General features: G+C 57.5%; 17 protein-coding genes. 6 read left to right on the forward strand and 11 right to left on the reverse strand.

Features of this window, described 5'->3' with window-relative positions; translation table 11 throughout:
- Positions 1–77: 77 nt before the first annotated feature.
- Positions 78–644, reverse strand: coding sequence for a dihydrofolate reductase family protein (locus tag LB462_RS21850; protein WP_224512401.1), 567 nt, complete (start codon positions 642–644; stop codon positions 78–80).
- Between the two features lie 162 nt (positions 645–806).
- Here LB462_RS21850 and LB462_RS21855 point away from each other — a divergent pair, with 162 nt between their 5' ends.
- From LB462_RS21855 to LB462_RS21875, 5 genes are all read left to right on the forward strand, one after another.
- Entirely contained in the window at positions 807–1,016 is a 210-nt protein-coding gene (locus tag LB462_RS21855) for a hypothetical protein (RefSeq protein ID WP_224512403.1), read from the forward strand.
- Between the two features lie 51 nt (positions 1,017–1,067).
- A complete protein-coding gene (locus LB462_RS21860) occupies positions 1,068–1,331 on the forward strand; it encodes a hypothetical protein (RefSeq protein ID WP_224512404.1) in 264 nt (87 codons plus the stop codon).
- Positions 1,332–1,678: 347 nt separating this feature from the next.
- Positions 1,679–1,888: a cold-shock protein gene (locus LB462_RS21865; RefSeq protein ID WP_091881096.1), complete on the forward strand. Its 210-nt coding sequence runs from the start codon at positions 1,679–1,681 to the stop codon at positions 1,886–1,888.
- 247 nt (positions 1,889–2,135) lie between these two features.
- Entirely contained in the window at positions 2,136–3,392 is a 1,257-nt protein-coding gene (locus LB462_RS21870; protein ID WP_224512406.1) for a D-amino acid dehydrogenase, read from the forward strand.
- A 161-nt stretch (positions 3,393–3,553) separates the two neighbouring features.
- Complete coding sequence (locus LB462_RS21875) at positions 3,554–3,889, forward strand: RcnB family protein (protein ID WP_112525901.1); 336 nt, start codon at positions 3,554–3,556, stop codon at positions 3,887–3,889.
- A 46-nt stretch (positions 3,890–3,935) separates the two neighbouring features.
- Here LB462_RS21875 and pbpC read toward each other — a convergent pair whose 3' ends face one another.
- Genes pbpC through LB462_RS21890 form a run of 3 tightly spaced genes read right to left on the reverse strand, consistent with a single transcriptional unit; the run spans position 3,936 to position 12,438 of the window.
- A complete protein-coding gene (gene pbpC, locus LB462_RS21880) occupies positions 3,936–5,996 on the reverse strand; it encodes a penicillin-binding protein 1C (RefSeq protein ID WP_370637265.1) in 2,061 nt (686 codons plus the stop codon).
- Positions 5,997–6,019: 23 nt separating this feature from the next.
- Positions 6,020–11,473 carry an alpha-2-macroglobulin family protein gene (locus LB462_RS21885; RefSeq protein ID WP_370637260.1) on the reverse strand — a complete coding sequence of 1,818 codons (5,454 nt, stop codon included), beginning with the start codon at positions 11,471–11,473 and terminating at the stop codon, positions 6,020–6,022.
- Between the two features lie 41 nt (positions 11,474–11,514).
- Positions 11,515–12,438, reverse strand: a complete 924-nt coding sequence (locus tag LB462_RS21890) for a LysR substrate-binding domain-containing protein (RefSeq protein ID WP_224512410.1) — start codon at positions 12,436–12,438, stop codon at positions 11,515–11,517.
- Positions 12,439–12,533: 95 nt separating this feature from the next.
- On the opposite strand from LB462_RS21890, the gene LB462_RS21895 reads away from it, so the two are divergent.
- Positions 12,534–12,716, forward strand: a complete 183-nt coding sequence (locus tag LB462_RS21895) for a hypothetical protein (RefSeq protein ID WP_224512412.1) — start codon at positions 12,534–12,536, stop codon at positions 12,714–12,716.
- A gap of 5 nt (positions 12,717–12,721) precedes the next feature.
- Here the strand turns inward: LB462_RS21895 and LB462_RS21900 are convergent, their stop codons facing one another.
- From LB462_RS21900 to LB462_RS21930, 7 genes are all read right to left on the reverse strand, one after another.
- On the reverse strand, positions 12,722–13,624 hold the full coding sequence (locus LB462_RS21900; protein WP_224512414.1) for a DMT family transporter: 903 nt from the start codon (positions 13,622–13,624) through the stop codon (positions 12,722–12,724).
- Between the two features lie 538 nt (positions 13,625–14,162).
- Positions 14,163–14,411 (reverse strand): formate dehydrogenase subunit delta, encoded by a 249-nt coding sequence (locus LB462_RS21905; RefSeq protein WP_112525917.1) that lies wholly within the window; start codon positions 14,409–14,411, stop codon positions 14,163–14,165.
- On the reverse strand, positions 14,404–15,336 hold the full coding sequence (fdhD, locus tag LB462_RS21910; protein WP_224512416.1) for a formate dehydrogenase accessory sulfurtransferase FdhD: 933 nt from the start codon (positions 15,334–15,336) through the stop codon (positions 14,404–14,406). The genes LB462_RS21905 and fdhD overlap by 8 nt, the downstream gene beginning before the upstream one ends.
- A gap of 2 nt (positions 15,337–15,338) precedes the next feature.
- Complete coding sequence (gene fdhF / locus LB462_RS21915) at positions 15,339–18,218, reverse strand: formate dehydrogenase subunit alpha (RefSeq protein ID WP_224512418.1); 2,880 nt, start codon at positions 18,216–18,218, stop codon at positions 15,339–15,341.
- A 10-nt stretch (positions 18,219–18,228) separates the two neighbouring features.
- Positions 18,229–19,785: a formate dehydrogenase beta subunit gene (locus LB462_RS21920; protein WP_224512420.1), complete on the reverse strand. Its 1,557-nt coding sequence runs from the start codon at positions 19,783–19,785 to the stop codon at positions 18,229–18,231.
- A complete protein-coding gene (locus LB462_RS21925) occupies positions 19,782–20,255 on the reverse strand; it encodes a formate dehydrogenase subunit gamma (protein ID WP_112525925.1) in 474 nt (157 codons plus the stop codon). The genes LB462_RS21920 and LB462_RS21925 overlap by 4 nt, the downstream gene beginning before the upstream one ends.
- Positions 20,256–20,357: 102 nt before the next feature.
- The gene (locus LB462_RS21930) at positions 20,358–21,254 is read right to left on the reverse strand and encodes a LysR family transcriptional regulator (protein ID WP_224512423.1); all 897 of its coding nucleotides are present in this window, start codon (positions 21,252–21,254) and stop codon (positions 20,358–20,360) included.
- Positions 21,255–21,267: the final 13 nt, after the last annotated feature.

Consider the following 21,267-nt stretch of genomic DNA (forward strand, 5'->3'; position numbering starts at 1 on the left):
CGTACTTAAGTACGCTCTGCTCCGGTTCTCGAAAAATCACGCCATACGTCTGCCGCAGCGACTTTCCAAACGGACTCTTACAGGATCTGATAGCGCAAGTGGGTGACCAGCGGCGACTGGATAGTTCTTGTGTTTTTCAGCTCGATCGTTTCATCAATCTCGTCGAACAGGCGTGTCCCCTGCCCGAGCAAAACCGGCGCGATTTGGAGAACGATTTCATCCACCAGCTTCGCTCGCAACAACTGCTGGGCAGCATTTGCTCCCATAACAACGATGTCCTTTTCACTTGCAGCTGCTTTCGCCTGTTGCACAGCGCTTTCGACGCCGTTGTTGACGAAAGTGAATGCCGCGCTTTTCATCTTCAGCGGCTCACGTTTTTCATGGGTGAGCACGAAGCTCGGGGCGGGAAATGGCGTGTCTTTCCAATGCGGCAGCCCGAGATCGAAAGTTCGCTTCCCGAGGATCACCGCACCGACGTTGGCAGGCATCTCCCGTGCCATGTCGCGGTCGACTTCAGAGCTTCCGTCAAACAACCAATCATGCAACCGTTCGCCGCCCTCGCCCATGGCATCTTCGGGGCTGATATTCGGTCCGGCGATGAAGCCATCAAGTGACATCGTAAACGAGACAATTACTTTTCCCATGCCGCGTATCCCTTTTTGATGGTCCGAATTCTAATTTCGCCAAATGTCTTTCACAACCGTTTTCAGGTTGATTGTGCGTCATTCAAAATGTGAACAAAACAGGAACAAATTCCTTTTCATATATGCAAGGTTGTGGCAATCTTCCTGGAAAAGGAGATTCTGATGAACGCCATATCCAAGCAACCAGACGACGAAATCGAGGAGGCCCTTGCGTATCACCAGGGCGATGCACGGGCGACAATCGCTGCCCTTCTGGCGGAGCGGGAATTCCTTTTGCGGGAAATCGAGTATGCTTCTCTCGCCATGTCCTATGGCTTTGCCCGGGGCTGGAAACCCGGGACAGGTCCGATGCGTCAAACGACAGCACGATAGACTTGGAAGGTTTCGCGTGCGATGGTTGTATATCCAATAATGCGAGATGCAATGAAACATAGTCCAAAACAGATGCCTGAAGTTGGCGTCCACCCGAAACGGGTCTTGAGCCCGTCGGAACAGAAAAGTCTGGCAACAACCGCTGCTGCTTCTGCAATCATCAATGATGAAACACATAAGTGGGAAAGCAAGACGGCACGTCTCAAAGCTTTGCGGCTTGCGAAGGAAGCTGAAGAGCAGGCAGAAATCGCTGCCCGTCCACCTGCTGCTCCAAAAGCAAAGAAGACCAGCCGGACAGCTGCCAAAGCCAAGTAGTAGTTACCATCCAAGCTCTTGGCGTCGCTCGATTGCGCGTGCAATAACGAATCGGTTGCCGTCTTATATTCGCATACCAATGCCGGCGGGCGAAAATATTTCGAAATAGAAAAGCCCCGAAAAGACTGGGGAATAGACTTTAGTTTAGTCTTTCGAGATTATTTCTCAGGCGTTGGCATTGACGAAACAAGCGCTTAGCCCTATGTATCCACCATCGGTATTTGGTAGTTTGTAATTAGTTTTATTGCGCCACAGGCGCTCTGAAAGATCCTTCTTCAAAAATCGAGCTAAAAACTGCATGGCGCGTCGTGCCCTGTATTAAAATATTTCCATTGAAAGGGTTCATCATGAGCACTGGAACAGTAAAGTGGTTCAATTCCACAAAAGGCTTCGGCTTCATTCAACCAGATGATGGTTCAGCAGATGTATTCGTACACATCTCTGCCGTTGAGCGCGCTGGTATGCGCAGCCTCAATGACGGTCAGAAGATCAGCTTCGAATTGGTCCGTGACAACAAGTCCGGCAAGATGACTGCTGATCAGCTTCAGGCTGGCTGATAAATAATTCGTCTTCGCGGTCTTTGACCACGGATGTACTGGCACTGATAGCAGAGACGAATTTGAGAAGGTCGGGTTTTCCCGGCCTTTTATTTTGTCCAGATTTTGCCTATGGCGCCAGAAAACCAAGACATTTCCGCGCGTGACGAAAGAAATGTCTGGAAAGAACCAATTCGCCAACACACAGTGCGACTCATCATGCCCTTTCTTCCAAGGGTATCGCATTGTTTGAAGGAGTCTCCCGGTTATGAAAGTACTCGTCCTTGGCAGTGGCGTCGTCGGCGTCACATCGGCCTGGTATCTGGCGCAAGCGGGACATGAAGTCACTGTCATCGACCGGCAGCCCGGCCCGGCGCGCGAGACGAGCTTTGCCAATGCCGGAGAAATATCGCCGGGATATTCCTCGCCATGGGCCGGACCCGGTGTCCCGGTCAAGGCAATCAAATGGATGCTGATGCATTTCGGTCCGCTCGTCGTTAGACCAAAATTCGATCCCTATATGGCGCTGTGGCTGGTCAAGATGCTGCGCAACTGCACGTCTGCGCGTTATGCCCGCAACAAGTCACGCATGGTCCCAATCGCTGAATACAGCCGCGATTGCCTTAAGGCGCTGCGTTCGGAAGTCTCCATTCCCTATGATGAACGCACGCAGGGAACTTTGCAGCTCTTCCGTACACAAAAGCAATATGACGGAAGTGCCAGCGACATCGAAGTGTTGAAAGGATTTGGCGTACCTTACGAGCTTCTGGATCCTGCGGGATGTGTTGCGGCCGAACCGGCACTGGCCAATGTCAACGGCAAGTTTGTTGGCGGTCTCAGGCTCCCCGGCGATGAAACCGGCGACTGCCAGATGTTCACAGAGAAGCTCGCGGCTCTCTGTGCCGACGCCGGAGTGACGTTCCGGTTCAACACCACGATCACCTCGATCAACACCAGCACGAACCGTATCGCCAGCGTCTCGACCGAGACGGAGGAGCTGACGGCAGACGCCTATGTCGTTGCATTCGGCAGCTACTCGCCATTCCTGTTGCGGCGCATCGGCGTGCATATTCCGGTCTATCCGGTCAAGGGATATTCCATCACAGTTCCGATCACCGACGCTGACGCGGCTCCCGTTTCAACCATCATGGATGAAACTTACAAGGTTGCCATCACGCGGCTCGGCGACCGGATTCGCGCTGGCGGTACCGCAGAGATTTCGGGCTATGATCTCGCTTTGCGCGATGCGCGACAGGCGACGCTGAAACATTCGGTTGGTGATCTGTTTCCGAAAGGTGGCGATTTGGGCAAGGCAAGCTTTTGGGCGGGCTTGCGACCGATGACGCCGGATGGTCCGCCCATCATAGGAGGCGGTACGAGATATTCGAATCTCTATCTCAACACCGGCCACGGCACGCTCGGCTGGACAATGTCCTGCGGCTCTGGCCGCGTGCTCGCCGATATAATTTCCGGTAAATCGCCGGATGTGGACCCGCTGCCCCTGAATATCAGCCGTTACGGCTGATATTCATTCGCCGGCTTCAAAAATCGCCTATAAACCATTTAAAACATTACAAATTGTTTAGATTGATATTCAGTTTTCGTTCATCTCGTCAGGCCTAAAACCGGGGTGTCCCAAGACAACCCGTGGTTTAAATCAAGCCGCGCTACTGACGAGGAAACGAAATGAAAAAGATCGCTCTGGCAGCACTTGCCATCTCCCTGATCGCGACCCCTGCCGCGTTCGCCCAACAGCAGAATTACAAGGGTGGCCATTACGGTCATCAGCAGGACCGCGTGGTAAAGAAGCGGGTCGTTACGAAAACCGTGGTGGTGAAGAAGACCCGCTGGTCGCGTGGCCACGCACTCCCCTCGAACTACCGCCGCAATGTCGTGCGCGATTATCACCGCTATCATTTGAAGACGCCACCGCGCGGTTACCAGTGGGTCAAGGCCGACAATGATTATGCCTTGATCAGCATCACTTCGGGTATCATTTCGGCACTCGTCCAGGCACGCTGATCGGAAACTATTTTGAAAAGGCGGCGCTTGCGCCGCCTTTTCATATTCAATCGACAAACACCCGAACACTCGCCGCTCGGCCGACGGAATCGATAACTGTGAGCGTCGAATATCCGCCGCCGTCCGGGACCCATTGGTTGACGCGACGGCGCGATGTTTCCGGCAAGGGTTTACCATTGGCGAGCCAGCGAAATGGCGCGCGGCCGCCCTGCAGTTTCAGTGCCAATGGCATGATTTCACCGCCTGCTGTTGCTCCAAGCTCGATGCGTGCGCCTTCAGGCGGATAGACGATCTGCGGTGCCGGCTCGCGTGTCGAGGAAGCGAGCAAGCCGCTCGAATTTATCGAAAAACGCCGCTGGCTGATCGGCAACTGGGCCTGGGCTATGCGGGTAGCTCCAGCTGGAGCGGGCGGCAGAGGCGTAATGGCGACGCCGGATTTTGCGAAACCTTCGAACAGGATCGGCGCGGCCGCGCCAAAGCCCGTCAAACCCGGCACTGCGCCATTGTCTGGCCGCCCGACCCAGACGCCAAGGACATAATTGCCATCGAAACCGACCGACCACGCATCGCGGTAACCGTAGCTTGTGCCGGTCTTGTAAGCGATGCCGCGCTGCCCGGAACCGAGGGGCGGCATGACACCGGAGAGAATATCCGCAACGTTCCACGCCGCCACCGGTTCAAGCAGCGGCTCGCCCTCGATCGAGCCGGGTTTGTCCTGAATTCCATCGCCGAGTTGCATTGGCCGGCCGCGATTGGCAAGGCCCGCATAGAGCTGCACGAGGTCCTTCAGGGTAATGCCAACACCGCCGAGACCGATGGCAAGGCCTGGCGTTTCATTCGGCGGCAACACCGGCCGAACATCGGAGCGGCGGAACCGCATCATCAGCCGTGCCGGACCGACTGCGTCGAGCAAACGGACCGCCGGAACGTTGAGCGACAATTGCAACGCCTGCCTGATGCTGACATCGCCCTGATAGCTCATATCGAAATTGCGCGGCCGGTAGCCGAAGAAGTCGGCGGGCCGATCCTCGATGATGGTTTCCTGGCTGACCAGGCCATCCTCGAAGGCGAGGCCATAGATAAAGGGCTTGAGCGTTGAGCCTGGTGAGCGATTAATCCGGGTCATGTCAATCCAGCCCGAGCGGCTTGCATCGAAGTAGTCCGCGGATCCAACCTCGCCGACGATCTCCCCGGTGCGCACGTCCGCCATGATCATGGCGACCGACACCTTGGGACCGAGCTTGCCTGATGCATCCCTCGCGACTGCTTCCAATCCTTGCTGGACCCGCCGGTGCAGCGTTGTCAGATGCCGTCTGACGGACGGCTCCCTGCGCTGGGCGGCCTCCGCCAAATGTGCTGCATAGGTTGGCAATTGCAAACGCCGCGATGGAATTGGTGCAAGACCGGCCCGCTCCGCTTCGCCCTCACCCACAACTTTCTCGACTGCCATTCGGTGTAGAACGCGGCCACGCGCCGCTTCGGCCAGAGCGAGGTTGCGGTCGGGCCTGCGTCTTTCCGGCAATTGCGGCAAAGCGACGAGCAGAGCGGACTGCGCGACAGTCAAGCGACGCGGCTCCTTGCCAAAATAGGCAAGACTTGCGGCGCGCACCCCTTCGAGATTGCCGCCATAGGGCGCGAGTGACAGATAGAGGTCGAGGATTTCGGCCTTGCTCAAACGACGCTCGATTTGCAGGGCGCGGGCCAGCTGCTGAAGCTTCGCCGTGAATGATCTGCCTTCGCGCGGCTCAATCAGCCGGGCAACCTGCATGGACAGCGTCGAGGCGCCGGAAACAATACGGCCATTGCTGACAAGCTGCACGGCGGCGCGTGCAAGCGCTACGGGGTCGATGCCCCGGTGCTGCCAGAAGCGCTGATCCTCATAGGCGATGAGCATGCGAACGAATTGCGGATCGACATCCTTTGCTGTCGTGCCGAGCCGCCAGCGGCCTTCGGAGGTCGCGAAGGCGCGCAGCAACTGCCCATCCGCATCAAGGACTTCAGTCGACACCTCCCTCGCCGTTTCCAAGGGCGGTGGAAAGGCACGGTCGGCCAGGTCGAGGCCAAACGCAAGCACCGTAGCCAGCACAAGATTGGCCGAGACACCCATGCAGAGTTTGCGTGTGGACCACATTATTGTGCTGCGACGACCTCCATGCGACCGGTTGCCGTACGCGCGGAGAACTGCGGACGATACATGTCCTCGACGCTGGCCGCCGGGTGGTCATAGGTGCCGGGTGTTACCGCGCGGACTACATAGGCCAGCGTGATTCCGCCATTGTCCCCCGTCGCCCGGTCAAAGGCGGCGACGAAACGATCGCTGCGGAACTCCGTGTGCGCTGCCTCCACTTCGCCGATCCAGTCGAAATTCGACAGGCTGGCGCTGTTAACGAGACCGGGATTGTCGATTTCGAACCCGGCAGGCAAAAGATCGGTGATCAGCACACGCGACGGCCAGTTGTTGTTCTCGGTCACTTTCAGAACAACCACATAGCGCTCGTTCTGCTTGGCCTGGCTGACATTGGCCTCCTTGCCATCGAGCGTGTAATAGGTGCGCTCGATGTTGAAACCATCGCCGCCGGCAGGCAGCGGCTGCGACGGAGATGCCACCGTCGTCACCACCGCCGACACGGGTTCGGCGGTCGCATTGGTGATAGTCACCGGTTGGGCAAGAAGTTCATCGCCGGTCAATCGCGCCGCATAGCCTCCGCTATGGGCAGCGCCATTGATATCGAGCTGCAGATCCCTGTCGCCATCTTGAACAGCACGCGCCGCAAGCAGCATCCATGTTTGCTCCTGCGTGCTCGTATAGGTCTTGTGTTCCCATTCACTGGCAACGATCTTCGACAGTTGCGGGATGATGGGCGGGACCGGCCGGCTCTCGGCAGCAAGCGCCAGAACAGCAGCGTCATCACGAAGCGACGAGCCATAGTCCGAACGAACCAGGCTGACATTGGTGACGGTCGTCGCCTGTTGCAGGGCATTGGTGAAAATGCTTTGCGAACGCTGGGCATCACCATAGAGCGACAAGGCGGCGGCAAGATGCGCGCGTGACAACGGTGTCGGGAAGTCGCCAAGTTTCGTGTCTGCGTAATAACGCAGATCACTGATGGCCGCCTTGCGGTTACGTGCCAGAACGTAGAGCGCATAGGCAATTTCATTGCCCTGATCCTTGACGTTCACGTCGTAGCTCAGCGAGTTCTGCAAGTTTTCAAGTGCCTGTACGAGAGCTTGTTCCGGCACATTGTATTTCTGTTCGCGGGCGCGGGTAAGGAAATCCGTGACATAGGCATCGAGCCAGAGGTCGCCAGAACCCGGAGCCCACAGACCGAAGCTACCTGCAGAGGATTGATACGACAGGACACGGTAGATCGCTTCCTGCACGCGTTTCTGCACTTCGCCGTCGTCGGCAATTCCAGACTGCCTGGCGAGATCGCTCATATAGAGCAACGGCAGGGCGCGGCTGGTCGTCTGTTCGGCGCAGCCGTAGGGGTAGCGATCGAGCGTCATCAGCAAGGCCGGAATATCAAAGGCGGCCGAGCGGGTTACATTGAGACTGACGGAAGCCCCCTGCAGGACACTGCCAGCCAGCAACTCGCTGTCCACCTTGAGGCTGCTGTTGGGCCCAAGCTTGATGGGTCTGCGCACGGTCATCGGCAAGGTCGCCGGCCGGACCGGAACATTCAAAGTCTGCTCGAGCGAGAGGCCAGCGGCATTGGATAGCTTGACCGACACGACCCCGTCGCCCGGCTGATTGCCGGTCAGTGGCAGCGTAAGGTTTGCCTTACCACCCGCAGCCAGATTGACGGTTTGTGACGCGGCCGGTTGATCGACCTTCACCGCAGGATTGCTCGTGACCTGCACCTGGTAGTCGCCTGCCGGCGCGTCGGTATTGGCGATATCGAGCCGCAACGCGGCCTTGTCGCCGGGGGCCAGGAATTTCGGCAAGCTCGCAGTGACGACCACAGGATCACGAATGACCACGTCGGAGGTGGCATGGCCGACACCGGATTTCGACCACGCGACAGCCATGACACGCGCCGTGCCATTGAACTGCGGAATATCGAAGCTGACATTGGCCTTACCCTGTGCGTCCAGCTTGACCGGACCGGAGAAGAAGGCGATCAGCTTTTCGGTGGGTGGGCTGCCTTGCATCGGCATTTGCGCGCCGTCACCGCCAGTGCGCAGCTTGCCTGTTGCACCCTGCGAGCCATCGATCAGGCGGCCATAAAGGTCGCGAATCTCGAGACCGAGCTGGCGCTGGCCGAAGTACCAGCCATCCGGATTCGGTGCTTCATAACGGGTAAGATTGAGAATACCGACGTCGACCGCTGCCACGGTGACGAAAGCGCCCTCGTTTGCACCGGCACCCGTGACCTGAAGGGCGATGTTGATCGGCTTGCGAGGCTCGGTCTTCGGCGGCGTATCCAGCTTTACGGCGAGCTTGCGATCGCCCGGATTGACGTTGAGCCATTTGACGCCGATGGCACGCATCGGCATGTGGGTTTCCTGTGCGTCACCCGGACGGAACAACGTGGCGGTGACGTATGCCCCCGCACCCCAGTCAGCGGTGACAGGAATATCGACCTCGCCACCCTCGGCCGGAATGCTGGCGCGCTTGGTCACCAGCAAACTCTCGGCACCGACGGTCACCAGCAATTCGCCGGCGAAACGCGGCGAAACCTTCAATTTCGCCGTCTCACCGGGGGCATAGTTTTCCTTATCGAGAGCGATCTGAAGACCGTCTGGCGTTTCGGTAGAAGTAGTTGCCACATAATAGCCGGCGTCGAATTCAACGCTGGATGCCGGGCCGTCCGCAGCAGCAGTTTCCACCTCCAGACGGAACTGACCCCAGGTAACAGGGACGGAAATATCGGTGCCATCCGCCGTTGTGTCGATCACCCCATTCGCAACTTGCTTGGTCGAAAGTATTGGCTCGTATTTCCAGGAGTCGCCGTCGCGATACCACTGATAGTTGCGCTCAACGCTGATAAGTTTCCACTGAAGCCCCTGCATGGCCTGTTTCTGGCCATTCTCATCGACAGCAATGACATGAAATTTGCCAACGGAGTTTTCGGCGAGAGCACCGGAGAACTCCGGCTTGATGCCGATCATCGAGCCTAGCTGCTTGACCGGCAGCGTCAATGTACGCTCTACGGCGCGACCGCCTGCTTCCTGCATGCGAACGACCACATTTGCGTTGAGGAGCTGTGTCGTCGATGGAGCATCCGCTACTGAAACATCAAACGTCGCCTTGCCGTTCTCGTCCAGCGGCTGCAAATCTTCGAGCGGCACGCTGGTGTTTTCACTCGCCTCTTCATCAGCGAGCCCAAAGAGATAGCCCTTGAAATCAGCGCTTTCATGTGTTGGCTTCAGCGCGACTTCGCCTTCAAGTTCGAGCGCCGCAGCAGGAGCGCCATAAAGAAAGCGGCCGTCTACCTTCACCGGCGTTGGCTTGCCGATCTCAATGAATTTGGCGTCGCTGGTCAGATCGAACTCAACCCGGTCTGGCACGAAATCCTCAACCAGGAATTGCTTTTCTGCTATCGGCGAACCTTTTGGATCGGTGAATATCTGCATCGTCCAGGTGCCGCGCATGGAGTTGGCCTGCAACTCCAGATCGAGCGTATGCCCGCCGAGGTTTGCGCCGTCACTGACCATACGGCGATCCTCCACGCCGTCCGGCCGTTTGAACACAAATGTCAGCGGCAGTTTTTCGACGGCATTGGCGGCGTTATCCCGGGCGAGCGCGGACGCATGTACCGTTTCGCCGGCGCGATAGATACCGCGTTCGGTCCATGCCAGAATATCGATTGCACCCGGCGCGGGACGGCCGGTGACACCGCGATCCGAAAGATCGAAGCCCGCCCGGGTCATGTCGAGGAAAACATAGTCCGCATCGCCATTCTTGGCGGTGATGACTGCAGGAGCGGTGGCTGCAGTGCCACGCATCAGCCCGGCGGTAAAAGTAGCGCGGCCTTCGGTATCTGTGACGGCAGTGCCAAGTATCTCGTTGTTTTTGGCTAGAAGTTGAAGCTCGACACCGATGAGCGGCTGGGCCGAGGCAAGCGAGCGAGCAAAAACATTGAGGCCGTCATTGCCGGCATAGGTGGTGAGGCCGATATCGGAGACGACGAACCATTGGGTCGCCTGGGCATCCCACTCGTTGTTCTTTGCGTCAGGCGAGACGGCAGTCAGGACATAGACACCGGGCTTGCGTTGCGGCAGGGCCTCATCGACTGGGAAACTGGTGACGACATCCTTGTTGAGATCGGACTGAAGATCGATCGTGCCTTGCCAGACAAGCTCACCCGATTCATCCTGCAGACGCTGAGCGCTATAGCCATCCATCTGCGTCAGGAATTGCGAACTGGTCAAAAGCGGGGCCAACCCTCGATCACCGATGCGATAGAGCTTGAGATTGGCGCTGGTCGTATTGACCGAAACGATGGGAATGCCGCGACGCGCGGTGCTCGGCAGCACAAAGCTATCGCCGGTAAAGCGCACCGTGGCGGAGCGGTCCTTGATGTAGATATCAAGATCGACGGGCGCTTCAAGGGATTCGCCCACCGCCGATGGCAGCCCGGGACGCAGGGCGAGCTTGTAGCGCTGGCCATGTTCAAGGCCCTCGACACAGATCTCGCTGCCCTTGGCCTCCAGCGCTTTCGGGGCAGTCCCGTTCAATGTCACGAAGGGCGTATAGTCCGTTCCCATTTTCACCAAAGGATCAGAGAACTGGACACAAGCACGGGGATTAACGCTATCCGCGTCAATCGTATGATTGGTGACGCGGAAGCCTTGCCGTGATCTGAGGTCGAGATAGGCGGCCTCAACCGGCTTGGCGTTGACGAGCGCAAGACTGGCTTTGTAGGCCTCAAGCGACGCGCGATAGTTCTCGGAGTTCTGCAACGCATCGCCGAGTACTGCCAGCGCATCAGCGCGGCTTTGTGTCGTTCGCGTCAATTGGTAGCCGTTGAGCGCGGCTAGCGCCGCCTGTGCGGCGATATAGGTATTTTTCTCGGCGCGGTTCGCCGCGCGTGCCGTCTCGATCCAAAGCGGGCCATTGTCCGGCGTAACCGCCAATGCACCTCTAAATGCTTTGAGAGCGTTCTCGATGTTGCCCTTTGCAACTTCAGCTCGTCCGGCCGCGACGAGACCATCGACACCCTGTGCTTTCTGATCGTCGGTGGGGCTCAGGCTCGCCTTGACCTGCCGTGCATCCTGCGCGAGTTGATCGGACACAAATTGCAACTTTGGCGGTGCGCCGATATCGGGCTCATCGGCAGTCTCGACAACCTTGCCGGCAACAGAACCCGGTGCCGTTTTCAGCTGATTGAAATCGGATTTGAGAAAGCACCACTTCACCTTGGGGTTGTAGGTGAATGCCTTGCAGGACTGGTCAGCGAGACAGACCAGCTCGCACTGATCCTGGGTGACATCCCGTTCCGTACGCAGGTCAAAACCGAAATAATCGCCGTCCTTCGTCGTAACGACATCGCGATTCATTTCCGCCGCGCCAACCGGTGCGGAAAGAGTGAAAAGAGTGAGAAGGAAGGCCGAAAAGCCGATGACCGAACGCAGAGACATAAAGTCCTCCCACTGCCACTATTTTGGTGTGGGGGCACTGTTCAAACTTCGGTATAACTTGTCAACAGATCATGCGATCCGGTTGCATTCTCTCGCTCGATTTCGCTGCGAATCCAGCGCTGGAAGTGCAGCGTTTGAAGGCTTGGTTTGCGGTTGTTCGGCATGACCAACCAATAACCCACGGACGACGGTACGCGCGTGGGGAAAGGTGCAACCAGCCTGCCATCCGCCAAGGCATCTTCAACAAACAGGTCCCAGGCGAGCATGATTCCCTGCCCGCTGATCGCAGCTTCAAGCCCAAGCCACGGATCGGAAAAAGTTGTCCCGTCGAAAGGCAACGGACCATCAAGACCAGCGGCGGCCTGCCAATCATCCCAGCTGAACATCGGATTGTCATAACAGATGATCGGTTGATTGAAGATATCGGCAGGTCCTTGCAACCTGAGAGCCACATTCCGCGTGCAAACCGGAAACATCCTTTGCGGCAGAAGCCGTTCCGGAGCGCCGTCCCGCCAATCGCCTTTTCCAAGCCGGATAGCGAGATCGATGTCCGAACTTTTCAGATCGACGATGCCGGGTGAAGGATCAATGCGGATTTTGAGGTCCGGATGGGCACTACGCAAACGGCCAAGACGTGGAACGAGCCATTTCGAGGCGAAGGTAGGAGCAACGGAAAGCATGAGCGTCTGATCCGTCCCATCAGCCATTGAGACGGCCTTTGACAGTGACTGAAAGCCTTCTTCCAGCTTGGCAAGAAAGCCTTTGCCGAACGCCGTCGCCACCAGCCCGCCGCGCGTTCGCTCGAAGATGGCATGTCCAATCTGGCCCTCGGTGCGTATCAATTGCTGGCTGACCGCGCTGACCGATACGCCGAGTTCCTCCGCGGCCTTCGGCAGTGAACCCAAACGTCCGATCGCTTCCACTGCCTTCAAACCGTTGAGGTGGACTTTGTTTAAGTTTTTCATAAAGAATTTCTTTACGACGGTTTCGGCAATCTGGATTGCCCTTACGAGATATCCTGCACAGAATAACGCATGTTTGAACACAAGGGAGTCAGACGATGAAGATTTTCTTTCTGCTCCGAGCCCTGATAGCACGGTTCTGCGGCGGGCAAATCGAGTCCGGAGATGATGCTGAGTCCAACTGGCAAAGGGATCCACTTGCGCACCCGACACTACAGGCCATGGACCTCGATCAGCTGGCCGATCTGCCATTCGATCCACGCGCGGTGTGCAGGCAATAGCGCAACTACACGGTCAGGCGTCGTGCTGCCATTGCCATGCGCCGTTCCCACCAGACGAGAGAGAGGCTGGAGGCCACAATGAGAATTGCGCCAAGGAAGACGTTTAATTGCGGCACCTCGTGCCAGATGAGATAGCCGTAAAGAAACGCCCAGATGAGACCGCTATACTCGATGGGCGCAAGAGCCGACGCCGGGGCGTAGCGGAACCCTTCATAGAGGAAATATTGTCCGGCCGAGCCGACCAGGCCAAGGCTGATCATCAACATCCAGCCGTTGAAATTCGGTGTTTTCCATAACCATGGAAGCATCGCCCCACAGACAACGGCGAAAAGGAAACTCGTTGCCATCATCTGGTTGAAGGTGCTTTCGCTACGGCTGACGAGGCGCACGAGAATGACGCTCCACGCCCAGCAAAAACCGGCAAACAGTACCATTCCCGCAGGCGCGAGATCGGGTGTTTCCGCCGGATTCGCTGCGAGAATCACCCCCACGAATCCCGCGATGGACGCTATCCAGCGAACCAGTCCCACCTTCTCCTTCAGAACAAAGATCGAGAGGATGACAACCATCACCGGCGCGGAGAAATACATGGTGGTGATTTCGGCAAGCCCGAGGTGGCGCGCCGCGGAATAATAGGAGAGCCATGCGCCAAGCATCAGCGCGGCACGAATAGCGAGCGATCGCTTGTGCGGGCTCTTCAGGATCGACGGATGCCGTTCATGCCGCACCATGATTGCGGCAAAGATGACGATGATCACACTGCGCATGAACAATATCTGCGGCACCGAATAGTCTGCCACCAGCCACTTCACCAGCGCATCCTGAATAGCAAAGAGTGAATAGCCGAGCGCGGCCAGGGCAATGCCGGTGAGCGGACTGGGTTCTTGCCCGATAAATCGACGAAGCATGGGGACCTTGCGGAGGGTAGGCGGTGCTGCTGTTTCGCCTATCAAGAAGACAAACTGATTACAACTGCATTCGGAGAACATTAACTTTATTGGTAAAACTCTAATGATTTCGAGCAGCGCGGCCCTAAAGCATATTGGACGTAACACCTTGCTTCATAATGAATTTTGACGACCGCGGAGCTATTGTTGCCCAACACCGCTTGCTGCATAGTTGCTTGGCCGGATTAACATTTTGGCCTGAAGACACGAACGTTGCAGGGGGGCAAATGCTGAGGGACGACAAAAATACGAAGGCCGACTACGAGCCTTATATTACTCGCTCTGCACCCTATGTCGTATTCCTGCTTTTGTGGCTTCCGTTTGTTCTTGTCGTAGGCAGGCTATTCGGCAATCAATGACCAAGAATGAGAGGCCCCCTTAGGGGCACCGATTTCAGATATTGCCGCTATGTGAATAAGACTATCGCCTGCTGCAACGTCATCCAGACACCGAAAGTGTCCGAATTCCCAAGACCGCCCAAGTATCAGGCAATTGGTGATCAGGCCGGAACCGGCCCAGGCTTGCGGATGTGTTTTGCAGCTTCTACCACCAGCGGATCAAAGCCGTTATCCTCTTGTTCAAGGATCGCGAAAAACTGCTCGCGCATGCGTGGCTCCCAGAAATGGTTGATGTGGTCAGCAACACCTGCCACCGCCTCATCCTTCGGCTGTGTATGGAAGAACGCCGCTATCTGGTTGGCCATGTAGACGAGCTTGGTCGCCGTCGATTTGTGGCTTTCACTATCCATATTGCACCAATCTTACAGTGGGACTTTGAACGAGAGTCGATGCAGCCGGATCGGGATTCGGCTTGGGAAGCACATCCGTCGCTTTTGCATCCAGCTGGGCCAAAGCGGCCGGGACGCGCTCAGGGCGGGTAAATACATCGAATTCATCACCGCGCACAAGCGCAACAAGCGTCATGCCCGCGGCATGCGCTGTGCGGATCGCCAAGGCTGTCGGCGCCGACACGGCGATCAGGATCGGAGCGCCGACGATCGCCGCTTTTTGCACCATTTCAATGGATACGCGGCTGGTGATGACGACCGCGCCAGTCTTGCCCTCGACACCAGAGCGGCAGAGAGCTCCGGCCAGCTTGTCCAGCGCATTATGGCGGCCAACATCTTCGCGCGCTGCAACGATGCCCTTGCCCGGAACATAGAACCCGGCGGCGTGGACCGCGCCGGTTTCACTGTGCAACGGCTGGACCTGCGAGAGCAGCTTGACCGCGTCCGCGATTTCATCCGGCGTCAGCTTGAGTTTGGCTCTATCGACCGAAGCGACGGGTTTCAGAGCCTGCTCGATCGACTCGATGCCGCAGAGGCCGCAGCCGACAGGTCCGGCCATGCGGCGGCGGCGATCCGTGAGTTCCTGGCCCGCTTCACCTGCGAGCACGATCTGGACATCGACACCCTCGTCATGCTCCTCGACGGTAATTTCGCTGATTTCGTCGAGCTGCGAAACGATGCCCTCCGACAGGCTGAAGCCGACAGCGAAATCCTCCATGTCGGCTGGCGTCGCCATCATGACCGCATGGGTGGTGCCGTTGTAGCTGAAGGCAATTGGGGTTTCTTCAGGCACCATCCTGTTGTCTGTCGCGTAAACATCACCCGCACCCTTGCGGCGGCGGGTGATGCGCGGAACGACAAGCAGTGTTGGACGCTCCTCGGGCATGGTTACTCCGCGGCGTCCAACACAGGAGCAATACGCCTGCTCTGGCGCGCCTGCTCGTCATACTCGATCTGCCAGTCGCTCGGACCGTTCGAGGCGCCGACCTGCACCGCCGTAACCTTGTATTCCGGACAATTGGTCGCCCAATCGGAGAAATCCGTGGTGATGACATTGGCCTGCGTCGTCGGATGGTGGAAGGTCGTATAGACAACACCCGGCGATACGCGATCGGTGATCAGCGCCCGCAGTGTGGTTTCGCCTGCACGGCTGGTGATCTTCACCCAATCGCCATCACGAATGCCGCGCTGCTCGGCGTCATGGGCGTGGATCTCGAGCCGGTCCTCTTCGTGCCAGACGACGTTATGCGTGCGGCGTGTCTGCGCCCCGACATTGTATTGCGAGAGGATGCGTCCCGTCGTGAGAAGCAGCGGGAAGCGTGGTCCGGTTCGCTCGTCCGTCGCGACATATTCGGTTCGGATGAACTTGCCCTTGCCACGCGCAAAGCTGTCGATATGCATGATGGGCGTTCCCAACGGCGCCTTTTCGTTGCACGGCCATTGAACCGATCCTTCCTTGTCCAGAAGGTCGTAGGTTACACCGGCGAAACTCGGAGTCGTCAACGCGACTTCGTCCATGATTTCGGAAGGATGGGTGTAGCTCCAGCCAAGTCCCATGGCATTTGCGAGGTTCTGCGTGACCTCCCAATCGGCATAACCGTTGAGCGGGCTCATAACCTTGCGCACGCGATTGATCCGGCGCTCGGCATTGGTGAACGTACCATCCTTTTCAAGGAAGGTAGAGCCGGGCAGGAAAACATGGGCGTAGTTGGCGGTCTCATTCAGGAAGAGGTCGTGCACGACGACGCATTCCATGGCGGCAAGACCGGCAGCAACGTGCTTGGTATCGGGGTCCGACTGAAGGATGTCCTCGCCCTGGATGTAGATGCCCTTGAAGGTGCCATCAACGGCAGCGTCGAGCATATTCGGAATGCGAAGGCCGGGCTCGTCCTGCAGCTTCACGCCCCAGAGCTTGTCGAAAATGTCACGCGTCGATTCATCGGAGATATGGCGGTAACCCGGAAGTTCGTGCGGGAACGAACCCATATCACAGGAACCCTGCACATTGTTCTGACCGCGGAGCGGGTTCACGCCGACGCCCTTGCGGCCGATATTGCCGGTCGCCATGGCGAGGTTTGCGATAGCCATGACGGTTGTCGAGCCCTGGCTATGCTCGGTAACACCAAGACCATAGTAGATCGCGCCATTGCCGCCGGTTGCGAAAAGCCGTGCGGCCTCGCGCAAAGCCTGGGGATCAACGCCTGACAGCTGTTCGATGGCTTCCGGGCTATGCTCAGGAGAAGAAACGAAGGCTGCCCAATCCTGGAACTCATCCCAATCGCAACGTTCGCGGATGAACTTCTCGTTGAAGAGCCCTTCGGTAACGATCACATGCGCCATCGAGGTGACAACGGCAACGTTGGTACCGGGACGCAACGGAAGGTGCTGTGCAGCTTCAACATGGGGTGAACGCACCAGATCGATGCGGCGCGGATCGACGACGATCAGTTTTGCACCCTTGCGCAGCCGCTTCTTCAACCGGGAAGCAAAGACAGGATGACCATCGGTCGGATTGGCGCCGATAATCATTACGACGTCGGTGTGCTCGACACTGTCGAAATCCTGCGTGCCTGCAGAAGTACCAAATGTCGTTCTGAGGCCATAGCCCGTTGGCGAATGGCAAACGCGGGCACAAGTATCGACATTGTTGTTACCAAAACCGGCGCGCACCAGTTTCTGGACAAGATATGTCTCTTCATTGGTGCAGCGAGACGATGTGATACCGCCGATGGAATTGCGTCCATACTGATACTGGATGCGGCGGAATTCGTTGGCGACGTGCTTGTAAGCTTCTTCCCACGTGACTTCGCGCCATGGATCCGAGATCTTCTCGCGGATCATCGGGTTGAGAATGCGGTCCTTGTGGGTTGAATAGCCGTAGGCAAAGCGACCCTTGACGCAGGAATGGCCGCGATTGGCCTTGCCGTCCTTCCAGGGCACCATGCGAACGAGTTCTTCGCCTCGCATCTCGGCCTTGAATGAGCAGCCGACGCCGCAATAGGCGCAGGTCGTCACTTTCGAATGTTCCGGCTGACCAATCTCGATGACTGATTTTTCGGTCAATGTTGCTGTCGGACAAGCCTGGACACAGGCGCCACAGGAAACACATTCGCTATCGACGAAATTCTCATGCATGCCCGGCGAAACGCGGCTGGAGAAACCACGGCCTTCGATGGTCAGAGCGAATGTACCCTGGACTTCCTCGCAGGCTCGTACGCAGCGCGAGCAGACGATGCATTTGGCAGGATCATAGGTGAAATAGGGATTGGACTCGTCCTTAGGCATCCAGCGATCATTGGCAACGTCATGCGCCTTGGCGAAAACGTGGTTATCGCCCTCATAGCCATAACGCACATCGCGAAGACCCACTGCGCCTGCCATGTCCTGCAGTTCGCAATCGCCGTTGGCCGCGCAGGTTAGGCAATCAAGCGGATGATCGGAGATATAAAGCTCCATGACGCCTTTGCGGATATTCTTCAGACGCTGCGTTTGGGTATGGACGACCAGTCCTTCCATTGCCGGCGTCGTGCAGGAGGCGGGCGTGCCATTACGGCCTTCGATCTCTATCAGGCAGAGGCGGCAAGAGCCGAACGCATCCACCATGTCAGTGGCGCAGAGCTTGGGAACCTTGATACCGGCTTCCATGGAGGCGCGCATGATCGAAGTGCCTTCGGGCACAGTGACCTCGTTGCCATCAATGGTCAGCGTGATCATCTTTTCGGAAAGAGATTTCGGCGTACCGTAGTCGATTTCTTCAATGAGAGACATAAAACAGCTCCTATTCCGCCGCTACGGCGATTGGCGCGGGGCGGAAATCTTCAGGAAAATGGGTGAGAGCGCTCATGACCGGATAGGGCGTGAAGCCACCCAAGGCACAGAGCGAGCCAAACTTCATCGTGTTGCACAAGTCGGTCAAAACCTCGATCTGCTTTTCAGGCTCGATGTTGGCCGAGATGCGATCGACGACTTCGACACCGCGTGTTGAACCGATGCGGCAGGGAGTGCATTTGCCGCAGGATTCGATCGCGCAGAATTCCATGGCGAAACGCGCCTGCTTCAGCATGTCCACGCTGTCATCGAAAACCACCAAACCAGCATGACCGATAAGGCCATCCTTTGCGGCGAACGCTTCGTAGTCAAAGGGCGTATCGAAGAGTTCGCGCGGGAAATAGGCGCCGAGCGGGCCACCGACCTGCACAGCTTTGACCGGACGTCCTGTGGCCGTGCCACCGCCAATGTCATCGACGATTTCGCCAAGCGTGAGACCAAAGGCAGCTTCGAAGAGACCGCCATGTTTCACATTGCCGGCGATCTGCAGCGGGATGGTGCCTCGGGAACGGCCCATGCCGAAATCCTTATAGAAAGGAGCGCCTTTATCGAGGATGACAGGAACGGAAGCCAGAGAGATGACATTGTTGATGACGGTTGGCTTACCGAAAAGGCCTTTATGCGCTGGCAGCGGCGGCTTGGCGCGAACAATGCCGCGGCGCCCTTCGAGGCTTTCCAGCAACGCGGTTTCCTCGCCGCAAACATAGGCCCCTGCCCCGACGCGGACTTCAATGTCAAACACATGAGACGAGCCAAGCACGGACGGCCCAAGGACGCCGCCCTCACGAGCGATCTCCAGCGCTTCGTTCATGACAGCAATGGCATGCGGATATTCAGAGCGCGTGTAGATGTAACCCTTCGTTGCGCCGACGGCGATGCCAGCGATGGCCATGCCCTCGATCAACACGAAGGGATCGCCTTCCATGATCATGCGATCAGCAAAAGTACCGCTATCCCCTTCGTCAGCGTTGCAGACGATATATTTCTGCGAACCAGTGGTTTCGAGAACCGTCTTCCATTTGATACCGGTCGGGAAGCCCGCACCGCCGCGACCGCGCAAGCCGGACTCCGTCACCTGGGCCACGATTTCGGCAGGCGTTAGCTTGAGAGCGTTTTCCAGACCCTTCAGACCATCATGGGCACGATAATCTTCGAGGGAGACAGGATCCGTGATGCCGCAACGGGCAAAGGTCAGGCGTGTCTGTTTGGCGAGGAAGGGGTGATGATCGATGAGGCCGAGCCAGAGAGGATGCACCCCGCCCTCGGCCATGCCATTGTCAAGCAGTGCCGCCACATCGGAGCCCTTGACCGGGCCATAGGCGATACGGCCGCTAGGCGTTTCGACCTCGACCATCGGCTCCAGCCAATACATGCCGCGCGAGCCATTGCGGACGATTCGCGCATCGAGGTTGCGTGTGTCGATTTCAGCCTGCAGGGATCTGGCGACCTTTTCGGCGCCAAGCGCCAAGGCACCGGAATCGCGCGGAACGTAAAAAGTGATTGTCATAGCCGCACCTCCGCTGCGATTTCCTCGAGTTGCTCGGCGTCGAGACGTCCAATCACCTCGTCGTCAAGCATCGCGGCAGGTGCACAGGCACAAAGGCCGAGGCAATAAACTGGCTCAAGCGTCACCGCACCATCGGCTGTCGTACCATGCCAATCGATCCCGAGAAGCTGGCGCGCCCGATCGGCGAGCGCATCGCCGCCCATGGACTGACACGCTTCAGCCCGGCAAAGCTTCAGGACATGCCGGCCAGCAGGATGATCGCGGTAATCATGATAAAAGGTAAAAACGCCATGGACTTCGGCGCGGGAAATGTTGAGGGCCTGTGCAATCAACGGAAGCGTTTCCGGTGGAACATAGCCGAATTCGTCCTGCAATTCGTGCAGAATTGGAAGAAGCGGGCCTTCTTTGCCCTTTAGTTGATCGATAATGCCTATCGCTCTGCTGGCGATATCGGTACTTGCGCTTTGCATATCGTGCAACGCCCTCCCTTGTTTCTCCCCACAACCCAAGATAGATCAAAGTTGCGTGGCATTATCAATACCGCAGTCTCGTTGAGCGATAGAAAATTTCTATCAAACCATATTCATACTTACAGCCAATGCGCGTGCCTCGTGCAACAGCGCCGAAACCAATGGTGTATGTGGTTCACGATCCGCAGCAACCAGTCCAACGAGGTGGCGCGCGTCAGGCTCGACGATGGGTATCGAACGGATCGGTTCGGCAAATCCCAGCGTCTCGGCAAGGTTGAGCGGCATAATGCTAGCCCATTTTCCGGTTCTTATGTGCGAGAATAGCACGATCATGGAATTAGACTCGAGTGTCGGGTGAACCTCGACCCCCGCCTCCTGCAAATGCTTGTTGATGAGACGGCGATTCTGCATGTCCATAGTGAGAAGGCAAAGCGGCAACTGCCCCACCTCCGCCCATGTGACCGACTTCCGATCGGAATAGGTATTGCCGGACGAAGTAATGAGCTGGTAGCGCTCGGTGTAAAGCGGCACGGACGTCACGCGTCCGAGCGGCTCATTGTCCAGGTAGCTGATACCGATATCGATCTCGAAATTGCTGAGCAGCGTCAATACTTCAAGCGATGTTCGCGACGTCACGGAGAATGTAACATCCGGGTGCTTTTCACGGAAAGGCGTTGTCAGCCGCGAGACCATGGCAAGTGCGGTCGGAATGGCGGCGATCTTCACGTGCCCGGCAAGGCCGAAGCGGGCGGCGCGGATCTCCTCGCGCATCGTGCGGGTATCACCAACAATGCGGCGGGCCCACTCAAGTACACGCTGACCTTCCGACGTCAGGCCCTTGAAACGCGACGCACGCTGTACGAGTACGACACCGAGCGTATCCTCAAGCTGGCGGATCGCTGCGGAAAGCGTCGGCTGGGTGACACCGCATTCTTCTGCCGCCCGGCCGAAATGCTTGTGGTGCGCCAAAGCGATGAAAAATTCCAGCTTGTCGATCATGCAGGGTTGCTCC

Source organism: Phyllobacterium chamaecytisi (assembly GCF_020164455.1).
GTDB classification, from domain to species: domain Bacteria; phylum Pseudomonadota; class Alphaproteobacteria; order Rhizobiales; family Rhizobiaceae; genus Phyllobacterium; species Phyllobacterium chamaecytisi.

What these genes read in the sequence shown, in the direction of transcription:
- LB462_RS21850 (WP_224512401.1), bottom strand. Translation starts at nt 644, where the DNA reads ATGGGAAAAGTAATTGTCTCGTTTACGATGTCACTTGATGGCTTCATC.
- LB462_RS21855 (WP_224512403.1), top strand. Translation starts at nt 807, where the DNA reads ATGAACGCCATATCCAAGCAACCAGACGACGAAATCGAGGAGGCCCTT.
- LB462_RS21860 (WP_224512404.1), top strand. Translation starts at nt 1,068, where the DNA reads ATGAAACATAGTCCAAAACAGATGCCTGAAGTTGGCGTCCACCCGAAA.
- LB462_RS21865 (WP_091881096.1), top strand. Translation starts at nt 1,679, where the DNA reads ATGAGCACTGGAACAGTAAAGTGGTTCAATTCCACAAAAGGCTTCGGC.
- LB462_RS21870 (WP_224512406.1), top strand. Translation starts at nt 2,136, where the DNA reads ATGAAAGTACTCGTCCTTGGCAGTGGCGTCGTCGGCGTCACATCGGCC.
- LB462_RS21875 (WP_112525901.1), top strand. Translation starts at nt 3,554, where the DNA reads ATGAAAAAGATCGCTCTGGCAGCACTTGCCATCTCCCTGATCGCGACC.
- pbpC (WP_370637265.1), bottom strand. Translation starts at nt 5,996, where the DNA reads ATGGGTGTCTCGGCCAATCTTGTGCTGGCTACGGTGCTTGCGTTTGGC.
- LB462_RS21885 (WP_370637260.1), bottom strand. Translation starts at nt 11,473, where the DNA reads ATGTCTCTGCGTTCGGTCATCGGCTTTTCGGCCTTCCTTCTCACTCTT.
- LB462_RS21890 (WP_224512410.1), bottom strand. Translation starts at nt 12,438, where the DNA reads ATGAAAAACTTAAACAAAGTCCACCTCAACGGTTTGAAGGCAGTGGAA.
- LB462_RS21895 (WP_224512412.1), top strand. Translation starts at nt 12,534, where the DNA reads ATGAAGATTTTCTTTCTGCTCCGAGCCCTGATAGCACGGTTCTGCGGC.
- LB462_RS21900 (WP_224512414.1), bottom strand. Translation starts at nt 13,624, where the DNA reads ATGCTTCGTCGATTTATCGGGCAAGAACCCAGTCCGCTCACCGGCATT.
- LB462_RS21905 (WP_112525917.1), bottom strand. Translation starts at nt 14,411, where the DNA reads ATGGATAGTGAAAGCCACAAATCGACGGCGACCAAGCTCGTCTACATG.
- fdhD (WP_224512416.1), bottom strand. Translation starts at nt 15,336, where the DNA reads ATGCCCGAGGAGCGTCCAACACTGCTTGTCGTTCCGCGCATCACCCGC.
- fdhF (WP_224512418.1), bottom strand. Translation starts at nt 18,218, where the DNA reads ATGTCTCTCATTGAAGAAATCGACTACGGTACGCCGAAATCTCTTTCC.
- LB462_RS21920 (WP_224512420.1), bottom strand. Translation starts at nt 19,785, where the DNA reads ATGACAATCACTTTTTACGTTCCGCGCGATTCCGGTGCCTTGGCGCTT.
- LB462_RS21925 (WP_112525925.1), bottom strand. Translation starts at nt 20,255, where the DNA reads ATGCAAAGCGCAAGTACCGATATCGCCAGCAGAGCGATAGGCATTATC.
- LB462_RS21930 (WP_224512423.1), bottom strand. Translation starts at nt 21,254, where the DNA reads ATGATCGACAAGCTGGAATTTTTCATCGCTTTGGCGCACCACAAGCAT.